Origin of the sequence: Pseudomonas sp. R3.Fl (assembly GCF_023516765.1) — a bacterium.
GTDB lineage: Bacteria > Pseudomonadota > Gammaproteobacteria > Pseudomonadales > Pseudomonadaceae > Pseudomonas > Pseudomonas citronellolis.
Genome location: NZ_JAMGSO010000001.1, coordinates 4,813,049 through 4,834,142, shown reverse-complemented (window position 1 = coordinate 4,834,142; position 21,094 = coordinate 4,813,049). Strand labels below are relative to the sequence as shown.

The window sequence follows — 21,094 nt, the reverse complement described above, 5'->3', positions numbered from 1 at the left end:
ACGCCATGCTGCGACGTCACGTGATCGGCCTGGGCAGCCTGCTGCTCGGCGCCCTCTCCTTCGGCGGCTGGACGCTGTCGCGCAAGGGCAAGGAGCCCCTGCTGCTGTCCGCCCGCGACGACGCGGACGGCAAGCACTACGCGGTGGGCTACCGCCTGGACGGCAGCTGCGCGTTCGCCACCGAGGTCGGCCTGCGCTGCCACGCCATCGTCCAGCACCCGACGCTGCCGCTGGCGCTGTTCGTGGCCCGCCGCCCGGGGCGCCAGAGCTACCTGGTGAGCCTGGAGGACGGCCGCCTGCTGCAGACCCTGGACTCGCAGCCGGACCGCCACTTCTACGGCCACGGCGTGTGGCACAAGGACGGCGAGTGGCTCTACGCCACCGAGAACGACACCACCGACCCGGGCCGCGGCCTGCTCGGCCTCTACCGCTTCGACGGCGAGAAGCTGGCGCACGCCGGTGAAGTACCGACCCATGGCCTGGGCCCCCACGAAGTGGCCTGGCTGCCCGACGGCGAGACCCTGGTGGTGGCCAACGGCGGCATCCGCACCGAGGCCGAAAGCCGGGTGGAGATGAACCTCGACGCCATGGAGCCGAGCCTGGTGCTGATGCGCCGCGACGGCTCGCTGGTCTCCAAGGAAACCCTGGCCCAGCAGATGAACAGCGTGCGCCACCTGGCCATCGCCGCCGACGGCACCATCGTCGCCTGCCAGCAGTTCATGGGCGACGCCCACGAGGCCGCCGACCTGCTCGCCATCAAGCGCCCCGGCCAGCCCTTCCAGCCTTTCCCGCTGGGCGAGGAACAGCGCCAAGCCATGGTCCAGTACACCGCCAGCGTGGCGGTGCACGACGAACTGCGCCTGGTGGCCCTGACCGCGCCGCGCGGCAACCGCTTCTTCATCTGGGACCTGGACAGCGGCGCCCTGCGCCTGGACGCGCCGCTGCCCGACTGCGCCGGCGTCGGCGCGGTGAAGGACGGCTTCGTGGTCACCTCCGGCCAGGGCCGCTGCCGCCTCTACGACTGCCGCGGCGAGAAGATCGCCGCCGAGCCGCTGCAACTGCCGCCGGCGTTCTGGGACAACCACCTGCACCTGGCCTCCTGAACCGCGCAGGGCCGCGCTAAATCCTCCGCGAGGGGAAACGTCCTGCAATCAAGGCACTTTGACGCGGCAGCGAACTCCGTCTAATGTGCGCACTTCTGCCCCGCAACGGGGCATTCCCGCCAGGCTCCGGGAACCTATGCAGTCCCGCGAAGGCAGGGCCGGTCATACAGGAACGGGCCCCTCGCAGCGCAGAGCCGCCAGGCACTTACCAAGGAACAGGAACATGTTGCGCCGCATGCTGATCATGCTCGGCGCGGTCGCCGTCATAGTCGCGGTGCTCGCCGGCTCCAAGTACTTCTCCATCCAGAAGCAGATCGCCCAGTTCACCGCGCCGCGCCCGCCGGTCAGCGTCACCGCGGTCAAGGCCGAGGAACTCACCTGGCAGAGCCGCCTGCCGGCCATCGGCACCCTGCGCGCCAACCAGGGTGTGGTGCTCACCGCCGAAGCCTCGGGCACCGTGCGCCAGGTGCTGTTCGCCTCCGGCGAGAAGGTCCGCGTCGACCAGCCCATCGTGCAACTGGAGAACGACGTCGAGGCCGCCACCCTGCGCACCGCCGAGGCCGACCTCAACCTGGCCCAGGTGGAGTTCGAGCGCGGCCGCAGCCTGGTCGGCCGCCAGGCCATATCCAAGAGCGAGTTCGACCGCCTGGCCGCGCAGTTGCAGCGCTCCAGCGCCACGGTCGCGCAGCTCAAGGCGGCGCTGGCGAAGAAGCGTGTGCTCGCCCCCTTCGGCGGCACCATCGGCATCCGCCAGGTGGACGTCGGCGACTACGTCTCGCCGGGCACGCCCATCGCTACCCTGCAGGACCTTTCCACCCTGCTGGTGGACTTCTTCCTGCCGGAACAGGACTTCCCCCGCCTGCAGGTCGGCCAGCGCGTGCTGGTCACGGTCGCGGCCTACCCGGGCCAGGTGTTCGAGGCGCGCATCCAGGCGCTGAACCCGCGGGTGGACAACGAGACGCGCAACCTGCAGGTGCGCGCCGGCATGGCCAACCCCGACGGCAAGCTGCTGCCGGGGATGTTCGCCAGCCTCGAGGTGCAGCTGCCGGAAACCACGCAGCGCGTGGTGGTGCCGGAAACCGCCATCGCCTTCACCCTGTACGGCAACTCGGTGTACGTGGTGGGGCCGAAGCAGGACAAGGACGGCAAGCCGCAGAACGATGCCAAGGGCCAGCCGCTGCTGGCCGTGGAGCGCCGCTTCGTCAAGGTCGGCGAGCGCCGCGAAGGCAAGGCGGTGATCCTCGACGGCCTGAAGGTCGGCGACCAGGTGGTGACCAGCGGCCAGCTCAAGCTGGACAGCGGCACCCCGGTGGCCATCGTCGACGACGTGCGCTGAGCCGCAACCCAAGCACCAGGGCGGCCCGCGCGGCCGCCGAACCCTGCCCGGCCACGGCCGCGCGGGCGCAATGACAAAGGACTGGAACCATGGCCTTTACCGATCCCTTCATCCGCCGCCCGGTGCTGGCGACGGTGGTCAGCCTGCTGATCGTCCTGCTCGGCATGCAGGCCTTCAGCCGCCTGGTGATCCGCGAATACCCGCAGATGGAGAACGCGCTGATCACCGTCACCACTTTCTACGCCGGGGCCAACGCCGAGACCATCCAGGGCTACATCACCCAGCCGCTGCAGCAGAGCCTGGCCAGCGCCGAGGGCATCGACTACATGACCTCGGTGAGCCGGCAGAACTACTCGGTGATCTCCATCTACGCGCACATCGGCGCCAACACCGACCGCCTGGTGACCGAGCTGCTGTCGAAGATCGGCGAGGTTAAGACGCAGCTGCCGCCCGACGCCGAGGACCCGGTGCTGGACAAGGAAGCCGCCGACGCCTCGGCGCTGATGTACATCAGCTTCTACAGCGAGCACATGGACAACCCGCAGATCACCGACTACCTGTCGCGGGTGATCCAGCCCAAGCTCGCCACCCTGCCGGGCATCGCCGAGGCTGAGATCCTCGGCAACCAGGTGTTCGCCATGCGCCTGTGGCTGGACCCGGTGAAGATGGCCGCCTACGGCATCACCGCCAGCGACATCGACGACGCCGTGCGCAAGTACAACTTCCTCTCCGCCGCTGGCGAGGTGAAGGGCGAGCTGGTGGTCACCAGCGTCAACGCCGCCACCGACCTGAAATCGCCGCAGGCCTTCGCCGCCATCCCGCTGAAGACCCTCGGCGATCGCCGCGTGCTGATGAGCGACGTGGCGCGGGTGGAACTGGGCGCGGCCAGCTACGACTCGGTCAGCTCGTTCAACGGCATCCCCTCGGTGTACATCGGCATCAAGGGCACGCCCAGCTCCAACCCGCTGGACGTGATCAAGGAAGTCCGCGCCAAGATGCCCGAGCTGGAGGAACAGCTGCCGCCGGACCTGAAGGTGTCCATCGCCTACGACGCCACGCGCTTCATCCAGGCCTCCATCGACGAGGTGGTGAAGACCCTCGGCGAGGCCATCCTCATCGTCATCGTGGTGGTCTTCCTGTTCCTCGGCGCCTTCCGCTCGGTGCTGATCCCGGTGGTGACCATCCCGCTGTCGATGATCGGCGTGCTGTTCTTCATGCAGCTGATGGGCTACTCCATCAACCTGCTGACGCTGCTGGCCATGGTGCTCGCCATCGGCCTGGTGGTGGACGACGCCATCGTGGTGGTGGAGAACATCCACCGCCACATCGAGGACGGCAAGTCGCCCTTCCAGGGCGCCATCGAAGGCGCCCGGGAAATCGCCGTGCCGGTGGTCACCATGACCATCACCCTGGCCGCGGTGTACGCCCCCATCGGCTTCCTCAGCGGCCTGACCGGCGCGCTGTTCAAGGAGTTCGCCTTCACCCTGGCCGGCGCGGTGATCATCTCCGGGGTAGTGGCGCTGACGCTGTCGCCGATGATGTGCTCGCGCCTGCTGCGCCACGATGAGAACCCCAGCGGCCTGGCGCATCGCCTGGACCTGCTCTTCGAAGGCCTGAAGCGGCGCTACCAGCGCAGCCTCCACGCCACCCTGGACAATCGCCCGGTGGTGCTGGTGTTCGGCGCGCTGGTACTGGCGATCATCCCGCTGCTGCTGGTGTTCACCCACAAGGAACTGGCGCCGGAGGAAGACCAGGGCATCGTCTTCCTCATGGCCAACGCGCCGCAGACCGCCAACCTGGACTACCTGAACAAGTACACCAGCGAGTACGAGCGCATCTTCCGCACCTTCCCCGAGTACTATTCGGCGTTCCAGATCAACGGCTACAACGGTGTGCAGAGCGGCATCGGCGGCATGCTGCTCAAACCCTGGGACGAACGCGAGCGCAGCCAGATGGAGCTGCTCCACGCGGTGCAGGCAGAGCTGGACAAGATCCCCGGCCTGCAGATCTTCGGCTTCAACCTGCCGTCGCTGCCGGGCACCGGCGAGGGCCTGCCATTCCAGTTCGTGATCAACACCGCCAGCGACTACGAGTCGCTGCTGCAGGTGGCCGAGCGGGTGAAGAAGCGCGCCGAGGAATCCGGCAAGTTCGCCTTCCTCGACCTCGACCTGGCCTTCGACAAGCCGGAGCTGGTGGTCGACATCGACCGCGCCAAGGCGGCGCAGATGGGCGTGTCCATGCAGGACCTGGGCATCACCCTGGCCAGCCTGCTGGGCGAGGGCGAGATCAACCGCTTCACCATCGACGGGCGCAGCTACAAGGTGATCGCCCAGGTCGAGCGGCGCTTCCGCGAGAACCCCGAATGGCTGGGCAGCTACTACGTGAAGAACGGCCGCGGCGAACTGCTGCCGCTGTCCACCGTGGTGACTCTCCACGAGCGCGCACGGCCGCGCCAGCTCAACCAGTTCCAGCAGCTGAACTCGGCGATCGTCTCCGGCGTGCCGCTGGTGAGCATGGGCGACGCCATCGACAGCGTGAAGCAGATCGCCGAGCAGGAGTCGCCGCGCGGCTTCGCCTTCGACTACGCCGGCGCCTCGCGGCAGTTCGTTCAGGAAGGCAACGCGCTGCTGCTGACCTTCGGCCTGGCCCTGGCGGTGATCTTCCTGGTGCTGGCCGCGCAGTTCGAGAGTTTCCGCGACCCGCTGGTGATCATGGTCACGGTGCCGCTGTCGATCTGCGGCGCGCTGGTGCCGCTGTTCCTCGGCCTGTCGAGCCTGAACATCTACACCCAGGTGGGCCTGGTGACGCTGATCGGGCTGATCAGCAAGCACGGCATCCTCATCGTCGAGTTCGCCAACCAACTGCGCCATGAACGCGGCCTGGGCGTGCGCGAGGCGGTGGAAGAAGCCGCGGCCATCCGCCTGCGCCCGGTGCTGATGACCACCGCGGCCATGGTCCTGGGGGTGATCCCGCTGCTGCTGGCCACCGGCGCCGGCGCGGTGAGCCGCTTCGACATCGGCGTGGTGATCGCCACCGGGATGACCGTGGGCACGCTCTTCACCCTGTTCGTGCTGCCGTGCGTGTACACGCTGGTGGCGAAGAAGGACCTGGCGCCAGAGGGCGAGCCGACACCGGCGCATTGAACGAAAAAGCCCCGCAGCAGCGGGGCTTTTTCTTTGCCGGCCTTGCGGCCGGATCGCGGACGGAGTCCGCTCCTACGGGGGAATGGCGTGGGTGGGGTGGCGTAGGAGCGGACTCCGTCCGCAATGGCCCGGCCCCAGCCACGGTGCTGGCCGGGGCATAACAGCCTACGCCGGCTGCCGCTGCATCCCGCCCCTGTCCTGACCGGACTCGCGCTGCAGGCTCCAGTTCTGCAGGTGCTCGCGGCTCTGGCGGTAGGGCTTCAGGCCCATGCCCAGCAGCAGCACGCCGCCCAGCAGCGCCAGGCTGGTGACGATCAGCAGCGAGTAGCGCAGCGCCATGTCGTCGTGGAACACGAAGTCGGTGACCAGCGCCACCGCGGTAGGGCCCACGCCCAGGCCGAACAGGGTGACCACGAACAGGTAGATGGCCGAGGCCTGGCCGCGCATGGAGTTGGGCATGATCTCCTGGATCGCCGCCGGCGCCACGCCGAAGGGCATGCTCAGGCAGAACACCGTGGGCGCCATCAGCAGGGCCACCAGATTGGCGTCGTCCAGCAGCGGGAAGATCACCGACAGCGGCAGCGCCAGGCAGGCCGCCAGCAGGCCCACGCGCATGTTGGCGTCGGTCTTGCCGCGCTTGGCCCAGCGGTCGGCCAGTCGCCCGCCGAAGACGATGCCCAGGCAGCCGAACACCGCCACTATGCTGCCGTACACCACGCCGACGTGGCCGGCGTCCCAGCCGTAGGTGCGGACGAAGAAGGTCGGCACCCAGGCGCCGCTGCCGTAGCTGGCGAAGGAGATGCAGGCGAAGCCGAAGTTGTGGCAGATCACCGTCCTGCGGTTGGCCCGCAGGTAGGCGCCGACCTCGCGCATCGGCACCTCGACGCCGGCGCCCACGCCGTGGCGCTGCGGCTCCTTCACCGCCAGCATCAGCAGGGTGAAGAGCACCCCGGCGGCGCCGAGGAGCAGGAAGATCAGCTGCCAGGGGCGCACTTCGCCGAACAGCGGCAGATGCACATCGCCCTGGGCCGAGGCGAACTTGATCACCAGCCCGCCGAGCAGGAAGGCCAACCCGGAGCCCAGGTAGATGCCCATGGAATAGACGCTGATGGCAGTGGCCCGGCGCTGCGCCGGGAAGCTGTCGGCGATCAGCGAATAGGCCGCCGGCGACAGCGCTGCCTCACCCACGCCGACGCCAACGCGGAACAGCAGGAACTGCCAGTACTGCCGGGCCAGGCCGCAGGCCGCGGTCATGGCGCTCCAGATCAGCACGCCGATGGTGATCAGCCCGCGCCGGCTGCGGCTGTCGGCCATGCGCCCGAGGGGGATGCCGCAAAGGGTGTAGAAGAGCGCGAAGGACAGCCCCATGAGCAGGCTCATCTGGGTGTCGCTGATGGCCAGGTCACGGCGGATCGGCCCGACCAGCAGGTTGAGAATCTGCCGGTCGATGAACGACAGGACGTAGGCGACCATGAGGATCGCCACCGTGGACCAGGCCACGGCACTGGAGGGGTAGCCGTTGTTGTTATTGTGCATGCCGAACTCCTGTTCGCCGCCAACGCGGCCAGAGCGAAGGGGTGGAGTGCAGCTTAGGCAAGCGAGGGGGAAGCTGGCGCGCACTATCAGGCTGCTGAATGCGAGTGGGGGCCTCTGGATGATAAGGCGGAGGGTGGGGGGTGGGGGGTGCGAACCGTGTTCACCGGTGACTTCGGTGTTTGGATTTGGCTCCTTTCCCTCTCCCTAACCCTCTCCCTGAAGGGAGAGGGGACCGTTCGGCGTGCATGGGTATTCCTGCGTCAGCCGGCAAGCGCGGTGGTTTCCGGCTGAAACCATGCCTGTTCTCGGCACGGTCTAGCCCCCTCTCCCTTCAGGGAGAGGGCTGGGGAGAGGGAGCGGAGTCAATCTGTCGCACCTCGACAACCGGGAGGCGCCATTCGCGAGCAAGCTCGCTCCTACGAAAAGCCCCTCAACGCCCCCGCCCTAAGCCGGCGTCAAACACTCCGGCCCATCGCAAGCCGGATCGTTGACTATGCTCGCCAACGCCTGCTCCCGCAGCCGCACCTGCGGCCGCGCCAGCAGGCTCAGCAGCTTGGGCAGCGGCGTCTCGCCCCCCAGCCAGAGCGCCCTGTCCTCCTCGCTCTCCAGCAGCAACGGGCGGCGCAGCGGTCCGGCCGCCTGGGTCACCAGGGCCAGGCTCAGCCAGGTGTGGCCGTCCACCGGGTAGGCTTCCCAGACTGCGGCGAAATAACTCAGGCCACTGGCGCCGGCCACCCAGTAGGGCCGCTTGCGCACGCCGCGCCATTCATAGAAGCCGTTGGCCGGCACCAGGCAGCGGCGGCGGGCGAAGGCTTCGCGGAACATCGGCTGCTCGTGCAGCGTCTCGGCGCGGGCGTGGGCCGGGGTGCGCGACAGGTCGGTGAGCCAGGCCGGGGTCAGGCCCCAGCGCGCCAGGTCGGCGCGGCGCGCGTCGGCCTCCTCGCGCAGCATCAGCAGCTGCGCGCCGGGGGCGAGGTTCCAGTGCGGCGGGTGGTCCTTGGGAAAGCCCGGCAGCTCGGCGAGCTCACGGGTCCAGCGGAACAGGGCAAAGCGGGCGGTCATCGGCGCTCCAGCGCGGCCTCAACAGAGCAGCACGCCGCTGGCCGGGCCGAACTCGTCGGCCGGGCCGGGCAGCGGCTGCGCGGCATTGTACGCCTGGATCAACTCCCGCGCCTGTTGCGCCGCGTCGTCGTCGACCCACAGGTGCAGCAGCCCGTGCAGCGGCAGTTCGCCGATGCCGCCGAGCAGGTGGCGGCCACCGAGGTGGCAGTCGATACCCTCGCTGGCCAGCATGCCGGCCAGCAACTCGGCCTCGGCCAGGTCGGCCGGTTCGTAGACTCGCTGCATCAGTCGTCCTCCCGGTGAACCTCCAGCGTCCACTGGGCGCCGTCGGTGTACAGCTGGAACAGGATGGGCCGGCAACACACCGGACAATCTTCATAATAGCTCTGGTCGCCGCCGGAGAGGTCTAGCACGGCCTCGACCGCTTCCCCGCAATAGGGGCAGTGGTAAGCCTGGGTCTCGAGCATCTGAAGGTCCCCTGTGACTTCCGTTATACTCCCGCGGTCTTTTTATCCGGCCAGGCCCGCGGGCATGGCCGTTTTCCGGGGGAGAGGCCCGCGCCAGACGCGTGCCGTGCCAGTTACACCCATGAACAAGAGAGCATGATGGGCGAGTTCGAAGCCATCCGACCGTACAACGACGCCGAAGTCCCGGCCGTTCTCCAGCGCCTGCTGAGCGACGACGCCTTCCTGGGTATTCTGGCGCGTTATCGTTATCCGCGCCTGTCGCGCCCCTTCGGCTGGCTGCTGCGCCCGCTGATCGCCCACCGCCTGGCCCGCGAGGTCACCGGCATCCGCAGCGTGGTGGAACTGCAGGACAAGTGCGAGCCCTACGTCGACCGCACCATCGAGCACGCCACCGACGGCGTCACCTACTCCGGGCTGGACAACCTCAAGAGCGGCCGCGCCTACCTGTTCATCGCCAACCACCGCGACATCGTGATGGACCCGGCGTTCTGCAACTACGCCATCTACCACGCCAAGCTGCCGACGCCGCGCATCGCCATCGGCGACAACCTGCTGCAGCGGCCCTTCGTCAGTGACCTGATGCGCCTGAACAAGAGCTTCATCGTGCACCGCTCGATCAGCGGCCGGCGCGAGAAGCTGGCGGCCTACAACACCCTCTCGGCCTACATCAACCACTCGATCCGCCACGACGGCGAGTCGGTGTGGATCGCCCAGGCCGAGGGCCGCGCCAAGGACGGTGACGACCGCACCGACTCGGCGATCCTCAAGATGTTCCACATGAGCCGCAAGGACGAGCCCTTCGCCGAGGTGGTCCGCGAGCTGCACCTGATCCCGGTGTCGATCAGCTACGAGTACGACCCCTGCGACGCCGCCAAGGCCCGCGAGCTGTACACCCGCGCCACTACCGGCGAGTACCGCAAGGCGCCGGGCGAGGACGACGCCAGCATCGCCCAGGGCATCACCGGCTACAAAGGCCGCGTGCAGATCAACTTCGGTGCCGAGATGGACGGCGACTACGCCGACGCCAAGCAGCTGGCCGCCGCCCTGGACCGGCAGATCCTCGGCAACTACCGGCTGTTCCCGGTGCACTACCTGGCCTACGAGATGTCCGAGCTGCGCGACCCGGCCCTGGCCGTGCCCGGCGCCGAGAGCCTGTTCGGCGCCGAGGAACTGCGCCGGGCCCGCGAGCAGTGGCAGCAGCGCCTGCAGGCCTGCCCGCCGGAGCACCGCCCCTACCTGGTCCTGCAGTACGCCAACCCGGTGCTGAACCAGTACCGGCTCAAGCAGGCCTGAGCCACCGCATGAACGAAAAGGGCGCCCATGGGCGCCCTTTTGCATCGTGACGGTGCATTTTCAGCCCGGCAGGTGCGTGCTGTACTGGCTCAGCGTGACGGCCAGGGCCAGGCAGGCGAAGCCGAAGAGGTAGAAGAAGCGGTTGATCTTCGCTGTCGAGGCCTCGGCCTCGGCCAGCGGCGCGGCCACGCCATCGCCACCGGCGACCAGGCGTTGCAGGGCCTGGCGCTCGCGCCGGCGGGTGGCCAGCAGCAGCCAGGCGCCGGCCAGGGCGAAGAACAGCGCCAGGTCGTTGAGGACCCGGGCGGGATGGGCCTGGAACAGATTCCAGAGCGCCTGCAGCGACATCACGACCTCCACACTTCAGGACTGCACGCCCGGAAGCAAGAAAGCGCCAAGGCCGAGTTCTGTACGAAGCGACGAACCGCAGTGGGTGCGTCACAGGACTGAAAGAAAGACGCCCGATTGTATCTGTCAGAAGGACAGCGCAGCCAGTTCGGTCGTCTTATTCACGACGAACGTCAGCCTTATCGAGAAGGATTCTAAGCCTTTTCCGACACCTGGCACATGACTGGCTAGTCACCTTTCGCCATCCGGTATCCCGCCTAGGAGATTCGCCATGCTCGAAATCGTACCCCACGAAAGCGCCTACCTGATCGAACACCTGGATGAAATCGAAGCCGTGGTCACCGACCTCTCCTTCAACGTCCAGGACGACCACTGGCTGGTGTACTGCCAGGCCTGCGGCCACGAACACCTGGACCTGCCGGAAGCCGACGAGCGCCGGCCGGCCTACGAGACCGACCCGTTCCGCCAGGCCGCCGCCTGAATTCCCGCGACCATGAACGAAAAAGCCCGGCAAGTACCGGGCTTTTTCATTCGCGCCAGGACGATCAGCGCTGGTTCAGCGTCTGCCCGATGGTCGGGTCCTTGAACACGCGGTCCAGGGCGTCGCTGAGCACGTCGCTGACCAGCTTGGTGTTGGTCTGCTGGTTCGGCGCCATGCCGAAGCGCTGGTTCAGGCTGGAGCCGTAGCGGCCGCTGTAGCGGCGCCCGCCGGCCTGCACCTCGACACGGAAGGTCGCGCCTATGGTGGCTTCGGTGACGTAGACGCCGTCCTTGGGCGACTGGTACTTCAGCTCGGCCAGGGTGAGAGTCAGGGTCGGGGCGTTGTAGGCGTTCGGCGAGGGGGTGAAACCGAGCAGGCGTACCGCCGCCTCGGTCTGCGCCTGCAGCTTGGGAATCACGTCCTGGCTGCGCACGGTGACCGCGCTGGTCTCCGAGTAGAGGCCGCCGCGGGTGCCCAGCTCGGTGCTCTGGCGGCCATCGACCACTTTCACCACCACCGGCTGGCCCTGGCCGACGGCGACCGGCTGGCCCGTGAACAGCGGGTCCGGGTTCAGTTGTTGCGGGCTGAGGGCACAGCCGGACAAGGCCAGGGTGCCGGCGGCGATCAGACTGAGCAACAGACGCTGCAACATGTTCGTGTCTCCATGGGTTGGGCTCGGAACGGCGGGCAGTATACCGGCCGTCGGAGCGCCCTGATAGCGCTCTGCAGCTTGGACGCTGGCACTTTGTTACAGGTTCCTTGGCGGCGACATGCGCGAGGGAGAAGCGCACCATATTGGTGCAAAAACAGGAAATCCGGTGACCGGAACTCGGAAAAAAGTCTAAGTCCGAGGGCTTTTTTTGCTTTTCGTCGTTATAATCGCGCCCCGATTATAAGGACGCCTCCTGATCGGGTCCCACAGCACGACAGCCTTGCGCCCGTCGGCCTGTCACACCCTCCTAGAGAGTCGCCAATTGCGCCGTGGCCACCGGCCCGCGCTTTGTACCGATCGTTGCGACGACACTTTCAGGCAAGGATTGCCGCGAGTCCCCTCCGTACCGAGTCCGGACCCGCCCGCAGCGACGACCCCCTTTGAGCTTCACGTCTCCATAAGAGCGTGATTTGAAGGTTTTTCACTACTTCACGAGAGTGTGGCGAGCGAGAATGGCGAACGAACACGAAGCTTTGGATGTGCTGCTGGTTGGCGCCGGCATCATGAGCGCAACCCTGGCGACCCTGTTGAAGGAAGTCGAACCCGACACCCAACTGGAGATCGTCGAACTGCAGGAGTCCGGAGCCATCGAGAGCTCCAACCCCTGGAACAACGCCGGCACCGGCCACGCCGGCCTCTGCGAGCTGAACTACACGCCGCAGGCCGCCGACGGCTCCATCGACATCAAGAAAGCGGTGCAGATCAACGCCCAGTTCGAGGTGTCCAAGCAGTTCTGGGCGCACCTGGTGGACAAGGAAGGCTTCGGCAATCCGCGCAACTTCATCAACCCGGTGCCGCACCTGAGCTTCGTCCGGGGCAAGGACGTGTCCTTCCTGAAGAAGCGCTTCGAGACGCTGAGCCAGCACCACGCCTTCGAGTCCATGGTCTACACCGAGGACCGTGAGCAGCTGGGCCAGTGGGCGCCGCTGACCATCCCCGGCCGCCCGGCCGACGAGCAGGTCGCCGCCACCCGCGTCGAGCACGGCACCGACGTCAACTTCGGCGCCCTGACCAACCAGCTGCTGGCCCGCCTGGGCAAGCAGGACGGCGCGAAGATCAGCTACTTCCAGAAGGTCGTGGGCCTTGAGCGCGACGGCCAGGACTGGATCGTCGACATCAAGAACACCCAGAACGGCCAGTCGCGCAAGATCCGCACGAAGTTCGTCTTCCTCGGCGCCGGCGGCGGCGCGCTGCCGCTGCTGCAGATGTCCGGCATCCCGGAAAGCAAGGGCTTCGGCGGCTTCCCGGTGAGCGGCCAGTGGCTGCGCTGCGACAACCCCGAGGTGGTCAAGCAGCACCAGGCCAAGGTCTACAGCCAGGCCGAGGTCGGCGCCCCGCCGATGTCCGTGCCGCACCTGGACACCCGCGTGGTCGACGGCAAGAAGTCCCTGCTGTTCGGGCCCTACGCCGGTTTCTCCACCAAGTTCCTGCGCCACGGCTCCTTCCTCGACCTGCCGCTGTCGGTGCGTGGCAGCAACCTGATGCCGATGCTGGCGGTCGCCCGCGACAACATGGACCTGACCCGCTACCTGGTGCGCGAAGTCATGCAGTCCATGGACCAGCGCCTGGAAAGCCTGCGCAAGTTCTACCCGCTGGCCAACCCGGCCGACTGGCGCCTGGAAACCGCCGGCCAGCGCGTGCAGATCATCAAGAAGGACGCCAAGAAAGGCGGCATCCTGCAGTTCGGCACCGAGCTGGTAGCCTCCGAGGACGGCACCATCGCCGCCCTGCTGGGCGCCTCCCCGGGAGCCTCGGTGACCGTGTCGATCATGCTCGGCCTGCTGGAGCGCTGCTTCCCGCAGCAGTACAAGTCCGAAGCCTGGGGCGCCAAGCTCAAGGAAATCTTCCCGGCCCGCGAGAAGCAGCTGGAGACCGATGCCTCGGCCTACCGCGAGATCAACGCCTACACCTGGCAGAAGCTGCAGCTGGATCAGTGATCCACCGCCAGCGCAAAAGGCCCGCCATTCGGCGGGCCTTTTCGTTTCCAGGGCTATCGTTCAGCGGCAGCTGATCATCCAGCCGACGCCGAAGCGGTCGTGGAGCATGCCGAAGCGCTGCGCCCAGAAGGTCTTCTCCAACGGCATGTCCACCCGCCCCTCCTCGGCCAGCGCGGCGAAGGCCTTCTCGGCGGCCACCACGCTGTGCAGGGCCAGATGCAGCGAAAAACCGTTGAACGGCGCCTCGTGCTCGCCGCGGCCGTCGGACATCAGCACCTCGGTCTGGCCGATCTGCAGGCTGGCATGCATGACCTTCTCGCACCAGCCGTCGGGCACCTGCAGCGGCCCCGGCGCCTCCTCGTAGCGCATCAGCGCGTTGAGCTGCGCGCCAAGGGCCTGCTGGTAGAAGGCGATGGCCTCGTCGCACTGGCCGTGGAAGAACAGATAGGGCTGTACATGCATGTCGGCGTCCTCACCTTGTCGTTGTTCTACCTGCAAGTCTAGGCGGGGGGCGAGGGTTCGCGAGCAAGCTCGCTCCTACGAAGAGCATTCCACCCTGTAGGAGCGAGCTTGCTCGCGAACCCTGCGGGCACGAAAAAACCCGCACGCGGCGGGCTTCTTCACGGCAAGGCCAATCAGCCGCGGGCGGCTTCGATCACCTCGATGTAGGGCTCGGCCTGGCGCTGGTCGCGGATCAGCGCGATGAAGTCCTGGCCCTTGGCATCCTTGGCGCCGAGGTCGTAGCCGGCCTCGACGAAGAACTTCACGAAGCGCTCGAAATCGTCGATGCGCAGGCCACGGTAGGCCTTGATCAGCTTGTGCAGCGACGGCGGGGTGTCGTCGGCCGGTTCGACCTCGAGGAACAGCTTGATCGACTCGTCGCCGATCTCTTCGCCAATCACCTGCTTCTTGTCTTTACGCATCGCTCGCTTCTCTCTACGGCACCAGTCGACGGCCCGGCCGTCATCAAAGGCGGCAGTGTAACCCCGCGGCGGGCGCCGGCTCAACGCAGGCGCACGGCGCCGCTGTGCAGGTCGGCCCAGACGTGGCCGTTGGGGTAGCTGAGGAACTGGCAGTACACCGGGCCGTGGCGCAGCAGGTCGAGCAACTGGGTATAGGACGAGGCCGGGTACGACAGGCTCAGCGTGCGGCTGGCAGCGTCGTAGCTGGGCTTCTTCAGGCTCTTGCCCTCGCTGTCGAAGCTGATCAGCACCTGGGTCACGGCGCCGCCCTTGTTCAGCGGCTTGCCCTTCAGGCGCAGCAGCGCCGGGGTGGTGATCGGGATCGGCTGCTGGTTGGACTGGCGCTGGTTGCCCAGCACCACGCTGTATTCGGTGACCTGCAGCAGTTGCTGCTGTTCCGGCGCCTCGCCGCGCAGGTTGTTGTCGTCCGGCGGCAGGAACTGGGCATGGGCCACCGGCGCATCGGCGGCGAACAGCGGCCCGGAAAAGGCCAGGAAGGCAAGGCAGAACAGGTGGCGCAACGTCATCGTGAACCCCGCGGAAAAACTCGTCCGGCACTCTAGCATGGGGCCGGCAGCACTCGTACAGGTACGTGGTGAGGGCCTTCAAGCATTGATAAAATTCGATGCATCCGCTCACTCACATTTCACCAGACGGATGCAGAGGCCCCATGCTGCACAACGTATCCGACCTCGACCTGCGCCTGCTGCGCATCTTCGCCACGGTGGTGCGCTGCGGCGGATTTTCCGCCGCCCAGGGCGAACTGGGCATGGGCCAGTCGACCATCAGCACCCACATCGCCAGCCTGGAGACGCGCCTGGGCTACCGCCTGTGCGAACGCGGCAAGAGTGGCTTCCGCCTGACCGACAAGGGCGCCCTGGTGCTGCAGCACGCCCAGGCGCTGTTCGCAGCCCTGGGCGACTTCCGCGACCAGGTGCAGTCCCTGGCCGGGCGCCTGGTGGGCGAGCTGCGCCTGGGCCTGGCGGACAACATCGCCACCCTGCCCGAGGCCCGCATCCACGAAGCCCTGGCGCGCTTCGGCCGGCGCGACCAGGAAGTGCGCCTGCAGCTGTCGATCGGCTCCTCCAGCGAACTGGAACGCCAGGTGCTGGGCGGCGAACTGCACCTGGCCATCGCCTGCTTCAGCCGGCAATTGCCGAACCTGCGCTATCGCCCGTTGTACAGCGAACGGGTGGCGGTGTTCTGCGGCCGGGGCCATCCGCTGTTCGGACACGAGGCGCCCGGCCAGGCCGAGCTGGAAGCCTGCGCCTGGGTGCAGTACGGCTACGCCCAGGCCGACGTCCAGCTGCCGGCCGACCCACGGCGCAGCACGGCGCAGGCCAGCAACATGGAAGCGGTGGTGCACGCCGTGCGCGCCGGCACCCACCTGGGCTACCTGCCGACGCACTACGCACAGCGCTGGGTGGACCTGGACGAGATGCGCCCGCTGCTCGCCGAGCGGCTCGGCTACGGCATCGAGCACAGCCTGCTGCTGCGCGACGATGCGGGCCACAACCAGGCCCTACAGGCGCTGGTGGAGGACCTTTGCGCCGTGCATGGCGTGTCCCTGCCCTAACGGAGTCTCCTAAAGGTGCAGGAGAACCCCCGTCGTAGGATGGTGTTGAGCGAAGCGATACCCATCACCATGGCCCTACGTTGCAGGCGAGCACGGCTTTTCGTAGGAGCGAGCTTGCTCGCGAACAAACGCGGTGCCATGCAGTTCGCGAGCAAGCTCGCTCCTACGAAGAGCACCTCGGCGCAATCGGCAAGACAGTTGCGCCTGCGACCGTGCTTCCTGGAACCGTAGGAGCGATGTGGGCGGGGCAGCGTAGGGCGTATAACCGTTCGCGGTTATACGCCGGGCCGGTACATCGGAGCCCCACGGGCAAAACCTCAGCGCGGCGCGGTGATGTGCTTGACGCCGAGGAACGCCGACAGCCCCCACAGCCCCAGCTCGCGGCCGATGCCGCTGGCCTTGCCGCCGCCCCAGGAGGTCTGCGGGAACACCACCTGCGGCGAGTTCAGCCAGACGTGGCCGGCCTCCAGGCGCTCGGCGACGCGCTGGGCGCGCGCCAGGTCGGCGCTGACCACGGTGGCGGCCAGGGCGAAGTCGCAATCGTTGGCCTGGCGCAGCGCATCGGCCTCATCGCTGAAGCGGCGCACGCAGAGCACCGGGCCGAAGATTTCCTCGCGCCACAGGCGGCTGTGTTCCGGCACGTCGACATAGACGGTCGGGCGGATGCACCAGCCCTCCCCCACCTCGCCGCCGGTGAGGCAAGCCAGGCCTTCGTCGCGGGCGATGGCGAAGTAGTCCAGCACCTTGCGGTACTGCGCTTGGCTGGTCATCGGCCCCATGTCGATCTCGCCGGCCAGCGGGTCGCCGACGCGCAGCGCCTCGACGGCCACCTTCAGGCGCGCCAGCAGATCATCGGCGATGCTCTCCTCCACCAGCAGGCGCGAAGTGGCCGAGCACATCTGCCCGGCGTTCCAGTACACGCCGGCGATGATCCACTGCACGGCATCGTCCAGGTCGCTGTCGGCGAACACCAGGATCGGCGACTTGCCGCCCAGTTCCAGGCCCACCGGCAGGGTCCGCGCGGCGGCAGCTTGCATGACCTTGCGGCCCACGGCGTTGCTGCCGGTGAAGGACAGCTTGTCGATGCCGGGGTGGCTGCTGATGGCGGCACCGGCGTCGGCCAGGCCCGGCACCAGATTCAGCACGCCGGCGGGCAGGCCGATGGCGTCGGCGACTTCACCGAGCACCAGTTCGATCAGCGGGGTGATCTCCGACGGCTTGAGCACTACGGTGCAGCCGGCGGCCAGGGCCGGCGCGACCTTCCAGGCGCTGGTCACCAGGGGGAAGTTCCACGGCACGATCAGCCCGGCCACGCCCACCGGCTCGAAGCGCGTCTGCGAGCGGAAGCCGGCGTCGGGCAGCGCCACCTCGGCGTTCTGCCGCGCATCCAGGCCTGCGGCCAGCTCGGCGTAGTAGGCGAAGGTGGCGATGGCGTCGCCGACGTCGATCTCCGCCTCCAGGCGCGGCTTGCCGCTGGCGAGCATCTGTAGTTCGACCAGGGCTTCACGACGGGCTTCCAACTGCTCGGCGAAACCGCGCAGGTAATGCGCGCGCTCGGCGCCGGTGGTCTCGCGCCAACCAGCGAAGGCACGGCGAGCGGCGGCCACGGCCAGGTCGACCTCGGCAGCGCCGGCGGCTGCGACGGGTGCAAGCGGCTCGCGGGTGGCCGGGTTGATCGGCTGCAGGGTGGCGCCGTTGGCGGCGTCGCGCCATTGGCCGTCGATATAGAGCTGGGTGCGCATGGTGACCTCGGAGGCGGTTTCAGCGAGGCCGGCAGGATAGGCGGGGGATGGATCGGCAAAAATGCATATCGATGCATGCATGCATCGACGTATATAGATGTGTAGGAGCGAGCTTGCTCGCGAACGGATTCCGCAGCGAGGGTTCGTTCGCGAGCAAGCTCGCTCCTACGAAAAGCCCCGCATCACGCGGGGTTCAGGCGGGGAACTGCGCCCGCATCCAGGCCAGGTATTCAGCCGCGCCGGGCTCGCCCTCGCGCGGGGCCCAGGCGCCGCGCTCGTCATCGGCCAGGGCCTGGTAGGGGCCGGCCTTGCATTCGAACATCAGGCTGTCCGGCGCCAGCGCCACCAGGGCGTGGAAGGTGCCCGGCGGCAGGTCCACGCCAGGGCAATCGCCTTCGGGCGACAGCTCGCGGGTGGCGAGCAGTTCGCCGGCCTCGGAGAAGATCAGCAGGCCCAGGCGCCCCTTGAGCACGATGATGCTCTCGGCCTTATCGGGACTGCGGTGGCAGTGCGGCTGCACGTAGGTATCCGGCTGCAGCGCATTGAGCAGGCGATGGCAGGGCTCTTCCATCGCGTGCAGGTTGTGGTGCTGGCGGCGGCGTGGGCTGGCGGCCGCCTGCCCGGCCAGCCCGGCGAACAGGGCCTGGTCGAGGAAACGCGGCCCGGCCATGGCTCAGAGGCCCTTGACGGCGAAGATGCCCGGGGCGTTGCGCCAGTAGCCCTTGTAGTCCATGCCGTAGCCGAAGATGTAGCGGTCCACGCAGGACAGGCCGACGTAGTTGGCCTTCAGGTCCGGGCGCGCCTTGCGGTCGTGGTCCTTGTCGATCAGCACCGCGGTGTGCACTTCGCGGGCGCCGGCGTGACGGCAGAAGTCGATGATCGCCGAGAGGGTGTGCCCTTCGTCGAGAATGTCGTCGACGATCAGCACGTCGCGGTCGATGAAGGAGATTTCCGGCTTGGCCTTCCAGAACAGCTCGCCGCCGGTGGTCTCGTTGCGGTAGCGGGTGGCGTGCAGGTAGGACAGCTCCAGGGGGAAGTCCAGCTTCGGCAGCAGCTTGCCGGAGAAGATCAGCCCGCCGTTCATCACGCAGAACACCACCGGGTTGCGCTCGGCCAGGTCCGCGTTGATCGCCTGGGCGACGCGGCCGATGGCGGCGTCCACTTCGGCGTCGTTGTACAGGCAATCGGCTTCGGCCATGACTTGGCGGATGTGCGCGAGATCGACGGACATTGGCGGGCTCTCCCGGAAAAAGTGCGCAAAGGTACCCATCCCTCTGCCCTGGAGCAAGTACCGGCGGACGAAAGTCGCCGACAATCCCGCGCCAGGCCAGGCGGGTTCCGGCAGTGGGCGGCCGGCGGCTATTTGTCGCGCACCGACTGCCAACTGCCCCTAAGATGCTTTACGCTACCGCAATTTTTTGCCAGCCCCCTCCCGGAGACCCCGTCCATGCCCGTGCACGAGATTCGCCATCCCCTGATCCGCCACAAGATCGGACTGATGCGCCGCCACGATATCAGCACCAAGAATTTCCGCGAGCTGGCCCAGGAAGTGGGCGCCCTGCTGACCTACGAAGCGACCGCCGACCTGCCGCTGGAGAACTACGAGATCCCCGGCTGGGCCGGCTCGGTGCAGGTGGAGAAGATCGCCGGCAAGAAGATCACCGTGGTGCCCATCCTGCGCGCCGGCATCGGCATGCTCGACGGCGTGCTCAGCCTGATCCCCGGGGCCAAGGTCAGCGCCGTGGGCGTGGCACGCAACGAAGAGACGCTGCAGGCGCACACCTACCTGGAGAAGCTGGCGCCGGACATCGCCGAGCGCCGCTCGCTGATCATCGACCCGATGCTGGCCACCGGCGGCTCCATGGTCGCCACCATCGACCTGCTGAAGAAGGCCGGCTGCAGGGAAATCCGCGCCATGGTGCTGGTGGCCGCGCCCGAGGGCATCAAGGCGGTGGCCGAGGCGCACCCGGACGTCATCATCTATACCGCCTCGATCGATCAGGGGCTGAACGAGAACGGCTACATCATCCCCGGCCTGGGCGATGCCGGCGACAAGATCTTCGGCACCAAGCAGAAGGAAAACTGATCCATGGCCGACGAATTCCATGACCCGCTGTGGCGCCAGGTCATCGCCGGCGCGCAGATGCTCTTCGTCGCCTTCGGCGCCCTGGTGCTGATGCCGCTGATCACCGGCCTGGACCCGAACGTGGCGCTGTTCACCGCCGGCTTCGGCACCCTCATGTTCCAGCTGGTGACCGGGCGCCAGGTGCCGGTGTTCCTGGCCTCCAGCTTCGCCTTCATCACCCCGATCATCCTCGCCAAGGGCCAGTTCGGCCTGGCCGCGACCATGGGCGGGGTGGTCGCCGCCGGCTTCGTCTACACCTTCCTGGGCCTGGCGGTGAAGATCAAGGGCACCGCCTTCATCGACCGCCTGCTGCCGCCGGTGGTGATCGGCCCGGTGATCATCTCCATCGGCCTGGCCATGGCCCCCATCGCCGCCAACATGGCCATGGGCAAGGCCGGCGACGGCACCGAGCTGATCCCCTACCGCACCGCCATGCTGATCTCCATGCCGGCGCTGATCACCACCCTGATAGTCGCCGTGTTCGGCAAGGGCATGCTGCGCCTGGTGCCAATCATCAGCGGCGTGCTGGTGGGCTATGCGCTGGCCTTCATGTTCGGCGTGGTCGACGTGGCCAAGATCGTCGCCGCACCCTGGCTGGAGCTGCCGAAGTTCACCGCGCCGGAGTTCAACTGGCAGGCCATCCTGTTCATCGTCCCGGTGGCCCTGGCCCCGGCCATCGAGCACATCGGCGGGGTGATCGCCGTGGGCGGGGTGACCGGCAAGAACTACCTGAAGACCCCGGGCCTGCACCGCACCCTGCTGGGCGACGGCATCGCCACCTCCGCCGCCGGCCTGTTCGGCGGCCCGCCGAACACCACCTACGCCGAAGTCACCGGCGCGGTGATGCTGACCAAGAACTACAACCCGAAGATCATGACCTGGGCGGCCGCGTTCGCCATCGGCCTGGCCTTCGTCGGCAAGTTCGGTGCCATCCTGCAGAGCATCCCGGTGCCGGTGATGGGCGGCATCCTCTGCCTGCTGTTCGGCACCATCGCCTCGGTGGGCATGAACACCCTGATCCGCCACAAGGTCGACCTGTCCCAGGCGCGCAACCTGTGCATCGTCTCGGTGACCCTGGTGTTCGGCATCGGCGGCGTGCTGATCGGCTCGGGCACCGGCCCGGACGACTTCGGCCTGAAGGGCATCGCCCTGTGCGCCATCGTCGCCATCGTCCTGAACTTGATCCTGCCCGGCGAGGAAGGCTGGCAGAACAAGGCGCTGGAGGAAGGCGCCAAGGAAACCGAACACCCGTGAGCCCCGGATGCCCCGGA

The 21,094-nt window shown here is 67.6% G+C and carries 21 protein-coding genes; 9 read left to right on the top strand and 12 right to left on the bottom strand.

The genetic code is table 11. The annotated features are described in order from the left end of the window. Window positions 1-5: 5 nt before the first annotated feature. The 3 genes from M8R19_RS21355 to M8R19_RS21345 all read left to right on the top strand — a co-directional run bounded on the left by M8R19_RS21355 (window position 6) and on the right by M8R19_RS21345 (window position 5,582). Window positions 6-1,103, top strand: coding sequence for a DUF1513 domain-containing protein (locus M8R19_RS21355; protein ID WP_249918825.1), 1,098 nt, complete (start codon window positions 6-8; stop codon window positions 1,101-1,103). Between the two features lie 223 nt (window positions 1,104-1,326). Continuing rightward, the gene (locus tag M8R19_RS21350; protein WP_249918824.1) at window positions 1,327-2,439 is read left to right on the top strand and encodes an efflux RND transporter periplasmic adaptor subunit; all 1,113 of its coding nucleotides are present in this window, start codon (window positions 1,327-1,329) and stop codon (window positions 2,437-2,439) included. 89 nt (window positions 2,440-2,528) lie between these two features. Next, window positions 2,529-5,582 carry a multidrug efflux RND transporter permease subunit gene (locus M8R19_RS21345; RefSeq protein WP_116425606.1) on the top strand — a complete coding sequence of 1,018 codons (3,054 nt, stop codon included), beginning with the start codon at window positions 2,529-2,531 and terminating at the stop codon, window positions 5,580-5,582. 165 nt (window positions 5,583-5,747) lie between these two features. Here M8R19_RS21345 and M8R19_RS21340 read toward each other — a convergent pair whose 3' ends face one another. The 4 genes from M8R19_RS21340 to M8R19_RS21325 all read right to left on the bottom strand — a co-directional run bounded on the left by M8R19_RS21340 (window position 5,748) and on the right by M8R19_RS21325 (window position 8,647). Further along, window positions 5,748-7,118 (bottom strand): spinster family MFS transporter, encoded by a 1,371-nt coding sequence (locus M8R19_RS21340; protein ID WP_116425607.1) that lies wholly within the window; start codon window positions 7,116-7,118, stop codon window positions 5,748-5,750. A gap of 444 nt (window positions 7,119-7,562) precedes the next feature. Next, window positions 7,563-8,180, bottom strand: coding sequence for an SOS response-associated peptidase (locus tag M8R19_RS21335; RefSeq protein ID WP_249918823.1), 618 nt, complete (start codon window positions 8,178-8,180; stop codon window positions 7,563-7,565). Window positions 8,181-8,198: 18 nt separating this feature from the next. Beyond that, on the bottom strand, window positions 8,199-8,465 hold the full coding sequence (locus M8R19_RS21330; protein ID WP_058487500.1) for a putative signal transducing protein: 267 nt from the start codon (window positions 8,463-8,465) through the stop codon (window positions 8,199-8,201). After that, window positions 8,465-8,647 carry a CPXCG motif-containing cysteine-rich protein gene (locus M8R19_RS21325; protein WP_043273275.1) on the bottom strand — a complete coding sequence of 61 codons (183 nt, stop codon included), beginning with the start codon at window positions 8,645-8,647 and terminating at the stop codon, window positions 8,465-8,467. Before M8R19_RS21325 ends, M8R19_RS21330 begins: the two co-directional genes overlap by 1 nt. A gap of 135 nt (window positions 8,648-8,782) precedes the next feature. Between M8R19_RS21325 and M8R19_RS21320 the strand changes: the two genes are divergently transcribed. Then, window positions 8,783-9,940: a 1-acyl-sn-glycerol-3-phosphate acyltransferase gene (locus tag M8R19_RS21320; protein WP_116425609.1), complete on the top strand. Its 1,158-nt coding sequence runs from the start codon at window positions 8,783-8,785 to the stop codon at window positions 9,938-9,940. Window positions 9,941-10,000: 60 nt separating this feature from the next. Here the strand turns inward: M8R19_RS21320 and M8R19_RS21315 are convergent, their stop codons facing one another. Further along, window positions 10,001-10,288, bottom strand: coding sequence for a hypothetical protein (locus M8R19_RS21315; protein ID WP_249918822.1), 288 nt, complete (start codon window positions 10,286-10,288; stop codon window positions 10,001-10,003). A 271-nt stretch (window positions 10,289-10,559) separates the two neighbouring features. Between M8R19_RS21315 and M8R19_RS21310 the strand changes: the two genes are divergently transcribed. Next, window positions 10,560-10,769 (top strand): hypothetical protein, encoded by a 210-nt coding sequence (locus M8R19_RS21310; protein ID WP_074982300.1) that lies wholly within the window; start codon window positions 10,560-10,562, stop codon window positions 10,767-10,769. 64 nt (window positions 10,770-10,833) lie between these two features. Here the strand turns inward: M8R19_RS21310 and M8R19_RS21305 are convergent, their stop codons facing one another. Beyond that, window positions 10,834-11,421 (bottom strand): YajG family lipoprotein, encoded by a 588-nt coding sequence (locus tag M8R19_RS21305; protein ID WP_074982297.1) that lies wholly within the window; start codon window positions 11,419-11,421, stop codon window positions 10,834-10,836. 512 nt (window positions 11,422-11,933) lie between these two features. Here M8R19_RS21305 and mqo point away from each other — a divergent pair. Then, the gene (mqo, locus tag M8R19_RS21300; protein WP_249918821.1) at window positions 11,934-13,418 is read left to right on the top strand and encodes a malate dehydrogenase (quinone); all 1,485 of its coding nucleotides are present in this window, start codon (window positions 11,934-11,936) and stop codon (window positions 13,416-13,418) included. A gap of 60 nt (window positions 13,419-13,478) precedes the next feature. Here the strand turns inward: mqo and M8R19_RS21295 are convergent, their stop codons facing one another. The 3 genes from M8R19_RS21295 to M8R19_RS21285 all read right to left on the bottom strand — a co-directional run bounded on the left by M8R19_RS21295 (window position 13,479) and on the right by M8R19_RS21285 (window position 14,907). Continuing rightward, the gene (locus M8R19_RS21295) at window positions 13,479-13,880 is read right to left on the bottom strand and encodes a VOC family protein (protein ID WP_116425611.1); all 402 of its coding nucleotides are present in this window, start codon (window positions 13,878-13,880) and stop codon (window positions 13,479-13,481) included. A gap of 173 nt (window positions 13,881-14,053) precedes the next feature. Beyond that, on the bottom strand, window positions 14,054-14,341 hold the full coding sequence (locus M8R19_RS21290) for a PA4642 family protein (RefSeq protein ID WP_074982291.1): 288 nt from the start codon (window positions 14,339-14,341) through the stop codon (window positions 14,054-14,056). Window positions 14,342-14,421: 80 nt separating this feature from the next. After that, window positions 14,422-14,907: a hypothetical protein gene (locus M8R19_RS21285; protein WP_249918820.1), complete on the bottom strand. Its 486-nt coding sequence runs from the start codon at window positions 14,905-14,907 to the stop codon at window positions 14,422-14,424. 143 nt (window positions 14,908-15,050) lie between these two features. On the opposite strand from M8R19_RS21285, the gene M8R19_RS21280 reads away from it, so the two are divergent. Continuing rightward, complete coding sequence (locus M8R19_RS21280) at window positions 15,051-15,956, top strand: LysR family transcriptional regulator (protein ID WP_249918819.1); 906 nt, start codon at window positions 15,051-15,053, stop codon at window positions 15,954-15,956. A 317-nt stretch (window positions 15,957-16,273) separates the two neighbouring features. Here M8R19_RS21280 and M8R19_RS21275 read toward each other — a convergent pair whose 3' ends face one another. The 3 genes from M8R19_RS21275 to M8R19_RS21265 all read right to left on the bottom strand — a co-directional run bounded on the left by M8R19_RS21275 (window position 16,274) and on the right by M8R19_RS21265 (window position 18,929). Then, on the bottom strand, window positions 16,274-17,698 hold the full coding sequence (locus tag M8R19_RS21275; protein ID WP_249918818.1) for an aldehyde dehydrogenase family protein: 1,425 nt from the start codon (window positions 17,696-17,698) through the stop codon (window positions 16,274-16,276). A 193-nt stretch (window positions 17,699-17,891) separates the two neighbouring features. Beyond that, window positions 17,892-18,368, bottom strand: coding sequence for a WbuC family cupin fold metalloprotein (locus M8R19_RS21270; protein WP_074982281.1), 477 nt, complete (start codon window positions 18,366-18,368; stop codon window positions 17,892-17,894). A 3-nt stretch (window positions 18,369-18,371) separates the two neighbouring features. Beyond that, complete coding sequence (locus M8R19_RS21265; protein WP_009615834.1) at window positions 18,372-18,929, bottom strand: hypoxanthine-guanine phosphoribosyltransferase; 558 nt, start codon at window positions 18,927-18,929, stop codon at window positions 18,372-18,374. A gap of 216 nt (window positions 18,930-19,145) precedes the next feature. Here M8R19_RS21265 and upp point away from each other — a divergent pair, with 216 nt between their 5' ends. Both upp and M8R19_RS21255 read left to right on the top strand, forming a co-directional pair. Further along, complete coding sequence (gene upp, locus M8R19_RS21260; protein WP_009615833.1) at window positions 19,146-19,784, top strand: uracil phosphoribosyltransferase; 639 nt, start codon at window positions 19,146-19,148, stop codon at window positions 19,782-19,784. Between the two features lie 3 nt (window positions 19,785-19,787). Continuing rightward, a complete protein-coding gene (locus M8R19_RS21255) occupies window positions 19,788-21,077 on the top strand; it encodes a uracil-xanthine permease family protein (protein WP_074982279.1) in 1,290 nt (429 codons plus the stop codon). Window positions 21,078-21,094 lie beyond the last annotated feature (17 nt).